This window comes from Acinetobacter sp. LT1, assembly GCF_059800965.1.
The window spans coordinates 201,601-216,710 of sequence record NZ_JBBAXE010000008.1 but is presented as its reverse complement, the minus strand read 5'-3'; the positions used below and the strand labels follow the sequence as shown (position 1 = coordinate 216,710).

Sequence of the window (15,110 nt, the reverse complement as noted above, 5' to 3'; positions counted from 1 at the left end):
TTTCTTCTTGGTCTACGTGCCATAAAATACTCCATATATTGATGTTTATAACATCATTTGGGGAGCAAAATATCACTTATAAGTGTTGTTCAAATTTCCTGATCCACCTCTCTTTGTGGGTGTGGTTTTAAACCTCAATTTAGGCCAACTAAAATGTATTCAGGAAATGAAAATAAGAATGAATCTGATTTTTCACTAATTTATATAGATTGGATGGAAACAGCACAGACATATAAAAGAGTAGGACAAACCGAGATTACTGAAATAAACAATATAAAAGTAGCTGACAAAGTACCCTTTGCGGGTAGCAAATATATGCTTCAGGTATTACCAGGAGAGCAAAACGTTTCTATTTTTCTATTTTTTATTAAAGAGTATATAGGTATGGATATGTATAAAACAGAAAGTGTAACTTTAAAATTACCCCCATTTAATACACAACCTAATAAAATTTATGTTTTATGTCCTCAAAAATCTAACAATTTAAACTTTAAAGTGAAAATATATCCATATACTCGTCAAGAAATCTTGGAAAAGAAAGGGATGACTGATTTTATTGTACGTCCGTGTAGAACAATGGATAAATTTTCCATTCAATAATCATTTAGTTTCAATTTTCAGATGAATCTTTTACTAAAAGTAGGCCCAACTCCCGTCGGGCCTTTCCCCCATCAAACCCGACTTAGAAAATAATCGATCAAATATTCCCTTTCATCAGTACTATTCGCTCCTAAAAGCTGAACCATCGCGCCATCAATCACAAACAAAAACATGTGTGCATCTTCAACTTTAGCAGTCGCTTTTATAGTTAAAAGCAGTTTATGAATTTCTTTAATGAACCAGTTTCGATAGTCAATAACGAGTTTATAAGCTGCTGGATAGATCTTTTCAATTTCAAAAATGGCTTTAAATGGCAACCGATAAAAGCTATCTAAGTTCGCATGTAAAAGGTAAATTTTCTTGAGTTTATCGAATGTCATGAGTTCACGATAGGAGTGAATAATTGAAAATACCTCATGTTTTAATGCATCTATTTGAAAAGTTAAGCTCATCTGAATGAGCCTTTCTTTGGAGTGAAAGTAGTTATAAAAAGTAGCTTTGGGAATTTTGGCCTCGCTAACAATTCGATCGATCCCAATGTAAAACCCATGTTGAGTAAATAAATCTTTTACCGCGTGGAGCACGCCTAATGCTCTAAATGATGCTTCTAAATTTGGCATTTTTATACCGTTTAAAATAATTTCTTGTTGTAAATAACAGAGATAGAAATGCCGTCACTCTTAAATTGAGCGCTAAAAACAGGCATGCAAAAGCCGCACAAAAAGGTGTGCTCGCCTATCTCAGGTTTTATTGTTGCTATGATTTTTTAGTCGTAATGACCTATGGCTTAAAACCTAGAGTCGGTTAAACCGTTTTAAAGACCAGTTGGGTATAGAGTCAAAGATTTTGGCGAAGGTTGCCAATGAGAGAGATGAAATAGTACGCATAGCGGCGGACTCCTTGTTTTTTAAAAAGAAATCCTACCAATCACTGCTAAATGATGGTGGCAGGACGAAAGAGGGTTAGCAGACTGGAAAACAAAGAAACCAGCACACCCGAAGGTGTCCCCCTTCCGCCCTACCGTAGAGAAAAAGGGGGCGAACGAGTTCACGACATACAAAACTAAGTTTTGCATATCGGCTTTGTTTTAAAACAGGGTCTGCTAAAACCCACTGGCAATGTGGCCAGCAGGCAAAGGATAATCCGCGTGTTTTGGAGTGTCAATGTAAGGTTGAATAGAAATTGGTTAAATAATTATTGTTGTTTATTCAATTAGATATTTAAGCTAAAAAGACCTTCAATTTAAATTTAACGATGTCATGATAATAAAAATATAGGATAGTGAATTATGATTGAGTTCATCATTTAAATGAGTAATTAATAATGATAATAAAGGGACCTCCCACCAGTTCAGAAGAATACCAATTTATCTTTCAATGGCTTGATGAACGGTCCAATTATTCTATTGGGGCGATGGCCTTTCTCGCTCAAACACAAGCTACCAATGCAGAGTGGCAACTCTTGCGGTTGTATAACTCACAAAACGCCGAGGAGCTTTTAGGAGTCGCGGTCATCGTTGCTGGGGGCACCTGTTTTTGGGTTCCGTCAGAGGCCTCTTCATCTGGGGCATTACTCTGTACATCAATTTTAGAGCTTCAGCCGCGTCGGATTGTAACCACCGCCATCGGGCGAGACTTATTACATGTCGAGATAAAACAAAAAGGGCGCATTTTACGAGAATATGATCAATGGATCATGGTTTGCTCAGGCCAATTTTCTGAAGCTCAAGGCCGCTTGGCTGAACTCTCGGACATTGCCCGTCTTGATGAATATCAACATCAATACAATAAAGAGCGATCCGTAAATGAAACACCTGACTGGGCATCTCTAATTCAACAACAAAAAATTATTGTGCTTGAAGCAGATCAACAAATCGTTTCTATTGTGCGTTTAGGCATAGAAACCGATCGTCTGGTTTCTATTGGCGGCACATATACTTTCCCTACTTATCGCCGAAAAGGTTTTGCCGAACGCATCTTAAAATTTGCAGTTAATCGGATTGTTGCAACTGGTCGGATTGCCCACTTAATTGTTGACGTTGATAACATCCCAGCGGTTAGTCTTTATCGGCAAATGGGCTTCGAATGTGTAGAGTCTTCTTACATTGCTTACCCAGAGTATTTATAAAAAATCATTCATTTTCAAAACTGCTTAAATGAACAGATTGAACACTCTATAAATAAAAGCTACAGTAAATAAAGTTTGAATTTTATAACTTTAAATAAATTAATAAGGCACGCAGGCAAAAACATGGAAACCATACATGATTTTTATCGCCGCTTTTCTTTAACCAGAGATAGCGATTACTCGGTTCCATCCACTTCGTTTGGTCATTTTAACGTGTTCCAACGCGATGCCTGCTCGTTCCTCACACCTTATAGCCGCCGTGATTATTATAAAATTTCACTGGTTTTAGGCACAGGTGAACTTCACTACGCCAACCGCTGGATACGAGTCGACCGCCCTGCTTTACTGTTTTCAAACCCAATGGTTCCCTATGCATGGGAAATTAATTCGCCTGAACAGGCAGGCTGGTTTTGTCTATTTACCGAAGAGTTTGTAAACCAAGAGTCGCGACAAAGCTTTTTAAAAGACTCACCACTGTTTAAAGTCGACGGCGACCCGCTATATTTTTTAAACGACCAACAGGTTGAAGAAATTTCATTTATTTTCAAAAAGATGATGAATGAAATAAATTCAGACTATATTCATAAATACAACGTTTTAAGAAACTATTTGCACCTGATTGTGCATGAAGCCATGAAAATGCAACCGACCCAACAGTTTGAAAAACATAGTAATGCTGCGGTTCGGATTTGCCACTTATTCTTTGAATTATTAGAACGTCAGTTCCCCATCGACTCGCCTCATTTTCAGCTTAAACTCAAAACGGCAAATGATTATGCCTATGGCCTGTCTGTGCATGTGAACCATTTAAACCGAGCTGTAAAAGAAGCCACAGGCAAAACCACCTCTGAACATATTAGCTCGCGCATTACGCAAGAAGCGAAAGCACTATTGCAACACACCAGTTGGAATATTTCCGAAATTGCCTATAGCTTAGGTTTTGAATATTCAGCGTATTTCACCAACTTCTTTAAGAAAAATACCGGATTTTCACCTAAAAAATTCCGCGAAGACTGTGTGGCCTAAAAAAAGATTGTTTGAATTTTATAATTATTGGTTTGAATGTTATACGTCAGTTTGAGCCAAAGCATTTTATAGTTTTTCTACTCAAGTGATTTTGCAAAAAGAGTGTGAAAAATGAAATATAGAACTTTAGGACAAACAGGCGAAAAAGTATCAGCACTTGGTTTAGGTTGCATGGGAATGAGCTTTGCCTATGGTGCCTCAGACGACACACAAAGCATTGCAACTCTAGAAAAGGCCTTAGACCTCGGCATTAACTTTTGGGACACCGCCGACATGTACGGCAACGGCGCAAACGAAGTTTTACTCTCAAAAGTTTTAGAAAAACATCGCGACAAAGTGTTCCTAGCGACCAAATTTGGCTTTCGTTATAAAGAAGATAACCTTAACCCACAAAACTCTTTAGAGTCTTATATCGACGGTTCTCCAGAGTGGATTAAAGTTGCGGTCGAAAACAGTTTAAGACGCTTAAATACAGACGTGATTGATTTGTATTATGCGCACCGCATAGACCCAAATGTTCCAGTTGAAGACACCATTGGCGCAATGGCTGACTTGGTCAAACAAGGTAAAGTTCGTTACCTAGGACTCAGTGAAGCGTCGGCTGAAACCATTCGTAAAGCACATGCGATTCATCCGATTGCAGCGGTTCAACATGAATATTCACTACTTACCCGTGAGTTTGAGCAAACCCATTTGCAAACCATTCGCGAGTTAGGCATTAGCCTTGTGCCATATTCACCGCTATCGCGTGGTTTAATCACCAATACGCTTGATGTGGGTAGCCTAGACGAAAACGATTTCCGTCGCCAATTACCACGCTATCAAGGCGATAACTGGAAAAATAACCAAAGCTTAGCACAAGCATTTAGCGAATTTGCCCAAAGCAAAAATGCGACAGCTGCTCAACTGGCTTTGGCTTGGATTTTGGCGCAAGGTGACGACATTATTCCAATTCCAGGTACGCGTAAAATCGAACGACTTGTGGAAAATGCGGGTGCTGTAGATCTTCATTTAACAGCGGCAGATTTGGCAGAAATTGAAGCGATTATTGCGAGATATCCAAATATGGGCGCACGCTATAACGCTCAGCAACTCGCAGCGGTGAATCACTAAAATATAAGCCATAAAAAAGTCCGACTCAGTGTCGGACTTTTTAGTTTAGTCTTTGTTATAAGTGCCTTGCTGGCGCCCACCTTCCCAAATTGCGTCTAAGGACTTGTCAGAAATCGTTAGACTTTCAGGGAAAATACTTAAATCCTTTTTAAATTTAGAGTCTGGTTTTAAACCAATACAGTCTCCATTTTTCCACCATGTACCTTCGGCATATTGGTCTAAAGCACCCACAGCAAGCATCCATTTAAACTTGCCGTCTGGTTGAAGTAAAAGTTCTGAACCCACTTCCATCACACCATTTAAATAATAGTGCCCACTCCAAGCCTCGTCAGCTTTTTGGAATTTCACTTCTTTGCATGTGCTAATTGGCTCTGCATAAATTTGAGCAGAAAAAATAACCGTTGAAAGAAGAAGTAGAGGCGCAAATATATTTTTCATTATTGTGTTCCTATATGTTTAATCTTATTTTCCAGACTCAACTTTTAAATAAGTGCCATCCGCATAAACGTTATGTCCAAAGCCACAGCCCGAGTTGCCCTCGTTTTGTTTAACTTGAATGTAATTGCCTAATTTTGCATTGGTTTTAAAATTGAGTTGAATGCGGCAGTCTTCGTCTTTATAAAGAATTTGCTTGGCATTGGTCGGCATTTTAGTATCGAACTGCCCCATGTTTGGGCCATAAATTAAGCTTCTGAGGCCCATATAAACACCCGAATAGCCAATCGCATATTGGCCCTGTTTGCGACTTACCGTAATGTGATCCCATTCACCAAAACCCGAGTAACGCACATATTCACCTGATAGGTCATTGGACGCTTTAGGGGCTCGCAACTGCTTAAGGTTAAATTGACTAGATTTTGATTTTTCATCGAGCATAAACCATGCTCTCGCCCAAAGTGGCTGACCTAATTTAGCATAGGCTAAGCCCACATTATTGTTGGCAACTTCAATATCACGGTCAGTAAATTTAACTGTGGTTTCATCTGCATTAGCTTTACAAAAAGCAGTCCAAGAGGCTTGGTTTTGGAAATTTTCGAGCGCCTTTTTATATTGTTTTTGGTCATAGAATTTCTTACCTAAGCTCGCGTATTGCTTCACTTTATTACAGCTTTGTTGTAGCTCTTGTTCATAAGAAAACTCTGCATGCGTGACCGCCAAAGCTGAAAGTGTAAGAACCGCGCAGCCTGTAATAATTGATTTAATCATTTTTAAAATTCTTTAATAATTAACTAATTATATAATATGAGCTGGCGCTCTAAATCACAATTATTTGAAACAAAAGTCTATAGAATGCTTTAGTCTTGAGTAAAATTTATTAAATCAATTCAAAATAAATCATTGAAAATATTAAGCGTTAATTGGTTATTTTTGTTGAATATTCATCCAAAAAATATTGTAGACTGCATGCGTAAAACTTAGGAAGAATTATAAGAGTGAATAATCTAATTATTGGAAGCCTATTTGCGCTTTGTGCAGCTGCACTCAATGCCTCTATTGGTGTAATTAGTAAATTACTCATGCACAGTGGTTTAAACCCACAAGACATTGCCTTTTTAAAAACCATTATCGCCTTTTTCTTTTTAAGTGCTTTTTTATTTAAAGTCCCTGTTAGCCAAAAGATTGCATACATTAGCAGCACGCCAAGTAAACTCAGCGTTTTTACTCAAATTGCCATCTGTGCTTTTTTAGGGATTTTCTCTTTATTCTTTTTCGAGACGATTGCCTATAACCACGGTGCTGCGGCCAATGTCGTGGTGGTACTCATGGCTTCGGCTGCCATCTCTGCCCTATTTTTTGGTCGGTTCATTTTAAAAGAAAGCATCTACATTCATTCGCTTATTGGAACACTATTAGCAGTTGCGGGGATTAGTATCATTTCTTGGAAAGGTGAAAATAGCCTTTTAATGCTGATCAACGCTTCTATTGCCGGTACAGGTTATGGCTTATTTTCAGTTTTAGTTAAAAAGTTCAAATTAAACGGCGGGCTGTTTCTGACTAAATATTTATTGCTGTTTGGTAGCGTTTATCTTGCGGTTCCGTTTTTAATTAATTTTCACAGCATTAATTTTAATAGTGATATTGTTTTAGGTTTGATTGGTTTAGCTGTGCTGCCGACCATACTCGGCTTTTTCTGTACCACTAAAGCATTGTCTTATATGAGTGCGGCCAAGGTGCAGGTGACCGAGCTTTCTGAACCGATTTTTGCAGCACTTATGGCTTGGGTTTTCATTCACGAACAGCCAACTTTATCGTTTTTATATGGCGCGATTTTTATTATTTCAGGCATTTTTTTAATGAACAGAGCGCCGAAATCAAACTAGCTGATTTCATTTATTTCGTTGGCGTGGTGACAAGCCACTTGCACCACACTGGCAAAATTAATTGCCATTTGCGAAGGGGCATGTTTCTTATAAGCAAGCCCTAAACCCACCGTAGGGACAGGCGCTTTCAAAGAGCGATAAGCCACGCCTTGTATTTGCAATTGTTTGGTCGATTCAGGAACCAAAGACACTCCTAAATTTGCAGACACCAACGATAAAATTGACACAATTTGCGGAGCATTTTGTCCAATTTTTGGTTCAAAACCACGCTCATGACAGGCTTGTTTAATCGCATCAAAAAGCCCTGCACTAATGGATGGTGGCGAGACAATAAAATCAAGCTCTCGGAGTGCCGTTAAATCAATTTCTGGTGATGCATCGTCGAGTTGAAAAGACTCAGAAGGTAAAGCCGCAATGAGTGGTTCTGCTAATAATTCTTGAAGAATGAGACTATCTGGAATGTTGCGTGGTGAGCGAATAATCGCGACATCTAAGCGGTCTTCAAGCAATAAATCGATGAGTAGTAAGGTGTTGGCTTCTTCAAGTTTTAAATTCACTTTCGGGTATTGCTGCTGGAAATAGCGAACACATTTAGGAATGAGAGGGTTCAGCATTGAAGTGCCAGTAAAACCTAATCGTAGTTGACCCACTTCGCCATTTGCCACTTGTTTAACTAAGCTTGCTGCATCTTCTACACGCTGTTGTACTGGCTGAATTGCATTTAAAAAGGCAAGCCCTGCTTCGGTCAGTTCCACCCCATGAGGTGATCGAATAAATAAATCTGCACCTAGCTCTTCTTCTAAGTCTCGTATTTGCATGCTTAAAGGCGGCTGGCTCATGTTTAAGCGTTGCGCAGCTTTGGTAAAGTTTTTTTCTTCTGCTACCGCTAAAAAGTAGCGTATATGTCTTAGTTCCATCGCTATATATAAAACATATCATGACCAATTGTTAAATATATTAGAAAAATACCTCTCAAATTGCTAATTTTAATTTATCGAACTTTCTCGATGCAGCATGCCTTTAGGCACTGCTCTTTTTCTGTCATGGTCATGATATGAACTCTTCATCTACACCCAGTACCTTAAACACTGAGGCAACGTCTGTTCTTTCCTGTGAGTGGATTCACAAAGGAACTAAAGCCTATAAACACGCAGGATTTGCTTTATTCCTCGTAGGTTTTGCTAGTTTCTCTCTGATTTATTGTGTACAGCCACTCTTACCTGCATTTAGCCAAAGCTTCCAGATTAGCCCTGCAAGTAGCTCTTTAGCACTGTCATTAACGACTGCCTTTTTAGCGATTTCAATTGTGCTATCGAGTGCTTTTTCACAAGCCCTTGGCCGTCGTGGTGTAATTTTTACATCAATGCTGTGTGCAGCAATTTTAAATATTGTCTCAATGTTTACCCCGAACTGGCACAGTTTGCTGATGGCACGCGCTTTAGAAGGTTTGCTGCTCGGTGGTGTTCCCGCAGTGACGATGGCTTGGATTGCCGAAGAAATTGCACCTGAGCACTTGGGTAAAACCATGGGTTTATATATTGCAGGTACGGCTTTTGGTGGCATGATGGGCCGTGTCGGCATGGGTATTTTGGTTGAATATTTTTCGTGGCGCACAGCCCTAGGCTTACTTGGGGCAATCTGTTTTATTTGCTCGATTGCCTTTTTAAAGCTACTTCCTGCTTCGCGTAATTTTGTGCAGAAAAAAGGGCTAAATTTAGATTTTCACATGCAAATGTGGCGTGCTCATTTAAGCAATACAAAATTATTACGCCTATTTGCGATTGGTTTCTTGCTGACTAGTGTTTTTGTGACTTTGTTTAACTATGCCACTTTCCGTTTAAGTGGAGCACCTTATTCACTCAGTCAGACACAAATTAGCCTTATTTTCTTGTCGTATAGCTTTGGCATGGTGTCTTCATCGTTGGCAGGTAGCTTAGCGGATCGCTTTGGTAAAAAAACCATGATGATGGGTGGTTTTGCCTTAATGATTGTAGGGAGCCTCATGACCCTACTCAGCTCGCTTTTCGGCATTATTATTGGTATTGCATTTATTACCACAGGTTTCTTTATTACACACTCACTTACCAGTAGTTCTGTAGGCGCTGAAAGCAAACAAGCTAAAGCACATGCTAGTTCGCTCTACTTACTTTTTTACTATATGGGTTCAAGTATTGTCGGCTCAGCGGGCGGTTGGTTCTGGTTACACGGTGGCTGGAGTGCCATTGTAGGTTTAACCGTGGTCTTGTCTTTAATTGGAATATTTTTAGTCATTTATACAAAACATGCGAAAGCGCATTAATGTGTTGAAACCCTAAATTTTTCAGGCTAAACCCAATGAGAATTTAAAAATGATATGAAAAAATTTAAATGCTCATTTTTTGGCTTGTAATTTTTTTAAGAAACTGTAAAATTCACTCCACGTTGCCGGCATAGCTCAGTTGGTAGAGCAACTGACTTGTAATCAGTAGGTCCACAGTTCGAATCCGTGTGCCGGCACCATCATTAAACCTCATGAATATTTGATTTATGGGGTTTTTTGTTGTCTGTAGATTTTACAATCTACCTTGTGACTCTATTGTCTTAGGTGGCAAAGAAATTCGTTAATAAGAAATGAAAAAAGCCCAACATCCTGTTGGGCTTTTTTCGTATTTCGTTACTAGGTACACTTCTTGTAATACCTCACGTCCTGATGCTTAAACTTATTATTGTTGTTTTACGTTTCGGAACTTCCTGTTCCTGATGAGTTCATCATAGGCAATTTATCACGTCATAAAAAGAGGTCAATTTCCCGAATATATGTACGAAAAAGCGTACATGGTTCTTTTAAATTTAAAACTTGATTTACTATCATTGAAATAAAAATATGAATTTATAAACAAATTCTGTTCGTCAATTAAATAAGAAAACGATATAATGAGTTTATTACTTTATTTCTAGAATAAATTTAAAAACAACAATGAACGAGATGTTTACTTTTCCATCAAATCTTTTTCAACCTTTAGTGACCATACTTACATGCCTTATTTTCATTGTAAGTAAAATGCCTCAGCTAAAATTTAGAAAAACCATATTATTTTTCGCCATTGTCAGCTTTACTTTAATCTGTACTTTGGCAATATTTGGCTTCTTTAATTAAGCCTTATTTCTTGCTCTTCTCTATCATTTTTTCAAAGTGTTTAAGGTTGGGGTTCAGTGTATCCCATGCATAGGCTTGGCTCACAAACACCTCTGCTCTAGGCTGATAGAGACTCGGGTCATCAAGCGTACCTGCACGTATTGAAATCATTTCAGGCGCAATTTCAGGTAAGCCAAAAAGCTGAGAACCACACGTCGGGCAAAACGCTCGTTTAATAGGTCGGCCAGAAGATCCCAAAGTCTCAAAATATTTAAGCTCACCACTTACTTTCAATTCAGACTGGTGAAAAAAAGCGATTGGTGCATATGCTGAACCTGTGGCCTTTTGGCAATCCCGACAGTGGCAATTAAAGCTATAACGTGGTTCTGCTTCACTTTGGTAGCTCACAGCTCCACATAAACACGATCCTTGATATTTGGCTGACATAGCTCATCCTATTTTTTTATTGCTGTGATTTGAATATAACGTACATATCCATTTTGGTAGAGTTGTTGGCATAACTTTGCAGTCATTTGAATTTTAAAATTTGCCAATCCTCGGCTTTGCTTTTGTCCTTGTTGATTTTGAATATATTGCGAAAAACCGAGTAACACTTGCTCAGATAAATCTTCAATTTGAATATCGACAAAACCTTGTTGTTCCAAGGTAGTTCTCAGCATTTTTTCATTTGGCACAGCATCCCAAGCGACATTTGCTGCTTTGAGTAAATAACGATGCTTTTGTTCTTGTAGAGCGGTCATGTTTTGACATGAATCGGCACGCATTAGATAGTGAAAACCTAATCGTCCTTTTGAATTTAAAACTGGAGCGATGGAATCTAGAAATGAATTTAAATTGCTGTGATAAGCGGCATCAATACACATCACCACATCGAAGCATTGTTTAAATTCAAATTGTTTTAAATTTAAAAATGAACCACAAAAAATCTGGCTTATTTCGGGAATAAGTTTTTGAATTTTATGAACACATTGGGCTTGTAAGTCAACTGCACTGAGGCTTTTAGGCTGATAATGCTGTAACCAGTGCAACAAACTTGCACCCTGTCCGCATCCTAAATCTAAGAGATAATCTTTTGAATTTAAATTGACAGCTTGTGCCAAATGGTCAGCCAATTGGCAACAAGCTTCACGGTAGTTTTGAGTGTTTTTCCAAAAACCCAAATTTGTCCAAGCAAGCTCTTGATCATCCCCTAAACTTGATGCATCAATTGCATATTTATGAGGAATAAATCGAGAGAGAGCTGCTCGAACTTTTGTTTTCACAATTTTAGTAGCCGAGTTCTGGGGCAACTTCCACCTTAGGTTTTAAGCCTACAAATGGTAAAGGTGCACCTAAAATTTCAGCAATATGCATGGCAGAAGTAACTGCTGACTCTAAAATTGGCAAGCCATCGCACGACCATGAACCACAGTAGAATACTTTACGGTTTGGGTCTAAATGACGTTGTTGCAATTCTTTGTTTAAAGCAACTGTTTGTGAGTCTACAACCGCACGCGTTAAAGTCACTTTTGAAATAACTTTTTTAGGGTCGATATCAACCACTGGACGCCAAGTCTGGAATACAGGATTTTTACCTACGAGTGTTGGTTCAACCGCATTCATCCAAACTGTAAATTGCTGACGCGTAAACTTACGGTCCATCATGTAGCTCAGCACTGACCAGTCCTTACGGCGTGGTGGCATAACGGTCGCATCGGTATGAATCACAAGATCACCTTGTTCAAAGCGGAATTGCTTAAGCAAGTTCATATCTTCTGCAAACTGTTCAGGGTTTAAAAACTCATCAATTTTAGACGTTGGCGTTGCAACAATTACTCGATCAAATAAGTTCTGTTCACCTTGGCTGTTTTCAACCAGTACTTTTTCGCCTTGTTGCTCAACTTTCTTAATTGCCGATCCGCTATGGATATCGATGCCTTTAATCAAGCTATCTACAAATGCTGGTGTGCCACCTTTCATGCGCAACAACATGTCGCCATCAGTTAAGTGACGTAAAAACTCAAGTAAGTTTTTTGCAGGCCAATCGCCAATTGTTTTTGGATTACACGTACAAATTGTATAAAGTACCGGCATGACCACACCATGCCAGAATACTTCCTCAATATCGTTCTGATTAATAAATTCAGCGAGGGTAATATCTTGATTTTTAGATTTGAAAAACTGGTGAATCGCAGTTTTTAATTGCAACATCCCTTTCACAAGACGCCAGCCATATTGCTGAATGCCTTTACGGTTATTAATAATCGGGAAATTACCAATACGGCTACGAGATGTCGTTAACCATGTTTCCGTACGATCTTCGAATAACCAGCTACATGACATATAAGTACGAACTGGGAAAGTTTTAATGCCTAAATGAGCAGCAAGGCTGAGTGTATTTTTCCATAAGTGAGGATTCATCACACGTAGCGGTGCATCAATAATTCCACCATCGAACTCAATGCTATGGCTATCCATTCCCCGGCCAGGAAGTGCTTCAAATATCGTGATCGTATGCCCTGCATCTTTCAGAATTCTTGCTGCCGCAAGCCCTGCCATTCCACTGCCAATAATTGCGATATTCAAAATGATGTCCCATTTTTCGAGAATTTTTTTGATTATCACTCATACCCCAAAAAAACACCGTATTAAAAACTACCAGATTTTTATTTTTTGCATCAATTTATATAGAAAATATTTAGCTGCTAAGCAGATCAAGTTTTTATATTTTTTTACAAAATCAGAGAAGCCGATAAAACCTTATATTTTTTGAAAATTTAAAAAAAATCTTTTAAATAAAATAAGATAATTTAACTATTTTTATATCATTTGTTTTACAAGAATCTTTTTTTAATATATTATTAAGTCATAATAATGAGAAGCAAATCACATAAAACAATGCCGCAACAACAATGAAAACCATCATAAAAACAGAATCTTTACAGCGAAAAAGCCCGCTATTCACACTTGATAGCGGGCTTTTTATTACTTTGTTTTTAGAGGTTATTCAAATGCAATTCGGCAATTTATGCTTCTTGCATGATTGAACCGAATTTTCCACGATTAAAATCATTAATCGCTTCCATAATCTCAGCTTTGGTATTCATGACGAATGGACCATAACCTTCGATTGGTTCATTGAGTGGTTGTCCAGTCAACACTAAGAATTTAGTGTCTTCTTCTGCATTTAAACTAAACTCAACACCCTCACGAGATAAAATCGCAACGGTTTTACCTTCCAGACGATTTGCATCATTAACCACAACCGCGCCATCTAATATTACAACAAGCGTGGTGTGACCTTCAGGTACATAGAGGGTATGTTTTTGGCCTTTAACCAATTTACCGTCCCATACATTTAATGGACTAAATGTAGTTGCAGCACCTTTTGCATCTGCATATTCACCTGCAATTACGCGCAAATGACTACCTTGTTCGTCTAGTGCAATGTCTGGAATATCTTTAGCTTCAATCGCTTGGTATTTTCCAGGCGTCATTTTTGAATGAGCAGGTAAATTTACCCACAATTGTACCATTTCAAACAGACCACCATGCTCTGCAAATTCAGGAGAATGGAACTCTTCATGCAACACGCCTGCACCCGCAGTCATCCATTGCACATCACCAGTTTTAATGGTTCCGCCGCCGCCGCTTGAATCTTTATGAGTTACTTCACCTTGGTAGGCGATGGTCACTGTCTCAAAGCCACGGTGAGGATGTGAACCTACACCTTGCTGTTCAGTTGTTGGCGAGAATGTATAAGGCGCTGCATAATCGAGTAGCAAAAATGGGCTTAGGGTTTGGCCTAAACGGTCATAAGAGAATAGGTTATATACAGGGAAACCATCACCCACCCAATGCATGTGGTTATTTTGATATGCACCAAGAAATTTCTTCATCTGATCTCTCCTATATATGTAGGATTTTCTTGAACTGGTATTGATTTTACGCCTCAATAATTGCAGTTTATAGATCAGGATTAGCAACACATTATTTCATCTATGAGACAATCATAGAATTTAATGTGCTCTTTTTAAGATCGTCCTATTTTTAAAATTCTTAATCCTATTTTTTAGACTTAATCACGACATAAAACTCAACTAGCATAATTTTAGGCAATAACGACCTACTCAATAATTTTTGATTATTTATTTTGATAACACGAGGACATAAAAAATGGCTCAAGATTACGTGCGTTTAGACAAGGATAATGCTGCGGTTCTTTTAGTTGACCATCAAGCAGGTTTACTTTCTTTAGTTCGAGATATCGACCCAGATAAATTTAAAAACAATGTATTAGCACTTGCTGATGCTGCTAAATATTTTAATTTACCAACTATTCTTACCACTAGTTTTGAAAACGGTCCAAATGGTCCTTTAGTTCCAGAATTAAAAGAACTTTTCCCAGATGCACCTTTTATTCCACGTCCTGGTCAAATTAACGCTTGGGACAATGAAGACTTCGTAAAAGCTGTCAAAGCGACAGGTAAAAAACAACTGATTATTGCAGGGGTAGTGACTGAGGTTTGTGTGGCATTCCCAGCTTTATCTGCACTCGCAGAAGGTTTTGAAGTGTTTGTGATTACAGATGCTTCTGGTACTTTCAACGAATTAACGCGTGATGCTGCTTGGGACCGTATGTCAAAAGCAGGTGCTCAGCTGATGACTTGGTTTGGTATGGCGTGTGAGTTACACCGCGACTGGCGTAATGATGTGGAAGGTCTAGGTGCACTCTTCTCAAATCATATTCCTGATTATCGCAACCTGATGACCAGCTATAGCTTTAATACCTCACAAAAATAAGTTCT

General features: G+C 38.5%; 15 protein-coding genes and 1 tRNA gene. 8 read left to right on the top strand and 8 right to left on the bottom strand.

Annotation, left to right across the window (positions count from 1 at the left end; genetic code table 11):
• Window positions 1-153: 153 nt before the first annotated feature.
• On the top strand, window positions 154-600 hold the full coding sequence (locus WBW42_RS10375; protein WP_284105685.1) for a hypothetical protein: 447 nt from the start codon (window positions 154-156) through the stop codon (window positions 598-600).
• 71 nt (window positions 601-671) lie between these two features.
• Here WBW42_RS10375 and WBW42_RS10370 read toward each other — a convergent pair whose 3' ends face one another.
• Window positions 672-1,220 (bottom strand): TetR/AcrR family transcriptional regulator, encoded by a 549-nt coding sequence (locus tag WBW42_RS10370; protein WP_032057196.1) that lies wholly within the window; start codon window positions 1,218-1,220, stop codon window positions 672-674.
• Window positions 1,221-1,923: 703 nt separating this feature from the next.
• Here WBW42_RS10370 and WBW42_RS10365 point away from each other — a divergent pair.
• From WBW42_RS10365 to WBW42_RS10355, 3 genes are all read left to right on the top strand, one after another.
• Complete coding sequence (locus WBW42_RS10365) at window positions 1,924-2,727, top strand: GNAT family N-acetyltransferase (protein WP_032057195.1); 804 nt, start codon at window positions 1,924-1,926, stop codon at window positions 2,725-2,727.
• Between the two features lie 123 nt (window positions 2,728-2,850).
• Complete coding sequence (locus WBW42_RS10360) at window positions 2,851-3,753, top strand: helix-turn-helix domain-containing protein (RefSeq protein WP_000447715.1); 903 nt, start codon at window positions 2,851-2,853, stop codon at window positions 3,751-3,753.
• A gap of 111 nt (window positions 3,754-3,864) precedes the next feature.
• Window positions 3,865-4,866, top strand: a complete 1,002-nt coding sequence (locus WBW42_RS10355; protein WP_006580866.1) for an aldo/keto reductase — start codon at window positions 3,865-3,867, stop codon at window positions 4,864-4,866.
• A 45-nt stretch (window positions 4,867-4,911) separates the two neighbouring features.
• Here WBW42_RS10355 and WBW42_RS10350 read toward each other — a convergent pair whose 3' ends face one another.
• A complete protein-coding gene (locus WBW42_RS10350) occupies window positions 4,912-5,304 on the bottom strand; it encodes a hypothetical protein (RefSeq protein ID WP_032057193.1) in 393 nt (130 codons plus the stop codon).
• 24 nt (window positions 5,305-5,328) lie between these two features.
• Window positions 5,329-6,072 (bottom strand): hypothetical protein, encoded by a 744-nt coding sequence (locus WBW42_RS10345; protein WP_032057192.1) that lies wholly within the window; start codon window positions 6,070-6,072, stop codon window positions 5,329-5,331.
• 227 nt (window positions 6,073-6,299) lie between these two features.
• Here WBW42_RS10345 and WBW42_RS10340 point away from each other — a divergent pair, with 227 nt between their 5' ends.
• The gene (locus WBW42_RS10340; protein WP_044424957.1) at window positions 6,300-7,187 is read left to right on the top strand and encodes a DMT family transporter; all 888 of its coding nucleotides are present in this window, start codon (window positions 6,300-6,302) and stop codon (window positions 7,185-7,187) included.
• On the opposite strand, the gene sxtR is transcribed toward WBW42_RS10340, so the two are convergent.
• Window positions 7,184-8,104 (bottom strand): multidrug efflux pump transcriptional activator SxtR, encoded by a 921-nt coding sequence (gene sxtR / locus WBW42_RS10335; protein ID WP_032057189.1) that lies wholly within the window; start codon window positions 8,102-8,104, stop codon window positions 7,184-7,186. The two genes, WBW42_RS10340 and sxtR, sit on opposite strands and share 4 nt — an antisense overlap.
• A gap of 137 nt (window positions 8,105-8,241) precedes the next feature.
• On the opposite strand from sxtR, the gene sxtP reads away from it, so the two are divergent.
• A complete protein-coding gene (gene sxtP / locus WBW42_RS10330; protein WP_032057188.1) occupies window positions 8,242-9,486 on the top strand; it encodes a multidrug efflux MFS transporter SxtP in 1,245 nt (414 codons plus the stop codon).
• A gap of 124 nt (window positions 9,487-9,610) precedes the next feature.
• Window positions 9,611-9,686: transfer RNA gene (locus tag WBW42_RS10325), tRNA-Thr, on the top strand.
• A gap of 640 nt (window positions 9,687-10,326) precedes the next feature.
• Here the strand turns inward: WBW42_RS10325 and WBW42_RS10320 are convergent.
• The 4 genes from WBW42_RS10320 to WBW42_RS10305 form a co-directional block, all read right to left on the bottom strand.
• Window positions 10,327-10,749, bottom strand: a complete 423-nt coding sequence (locus tag WBW42_RS10320; protein WP_002117390.1) for a GFA family protein — start codon at window positions 10,747-10,749, stop codon at window positions 10,327-10,329.
• 8 nt (window positions 10,750-10,757) lie between these two features.
• Window positions 10,758-11,585, bottom strand: a complete 828-nt coding sequence (locus WBW42_RS10315; RefSeq protein WP_032057187.1) for an SAM-dependent methyltransferase — start codon at window positions 11,583-11,585, stop codon at window positions 10,758-10,760.
• A 4-nt stretch (window positions 11,586-11,589) separates the two neighbouring features.
• Window positions 11,590-12,888 carry an FAD-dependent oxidoreductase gene (locus tag WBW42_RS10310; RefSeq protein WP_044423929.1) on the bottom strand — a complete coding sequence of 433 codons (1,299 nt, stop codon included), beginning with the start codon at window positions 12,886-12,888 and terminating at the stop codon, window positions 11,590-11,592.
• Between the two features lie 440 nt (window positions 12,889-13,328).
• Entirely contained in the window at window positions 13,329-14,201 is an 873-nt protein-coding gene (locus WBW42_RS10305) for a pirin family protein (RefSeq protein ID WP_005078590.1), read from the bottom strand.
• Window positions 14,202-14,478: 277 nt separating this feature from the next.
• Here WBW42_RS10305 and ycaC point away from each other — a divergent pair, with 277 nt between their 5' ends.
• The gene (ycaC, locus tag WBW42_RS10300) at window positions 14,479-15,105 is read left to right on the top strand and encodes an isochorismate family cysteine hydrolase YcaC (RefSeq protein WP_002052204.1); all 627 of its coding nucleotides are present in this window, start codon (window positions 14,479-14,481) and stop codon (window positions 15,103-15,105) included.
• Window positions 15,106-15,110: the final 5 nt, after the last annotated feature.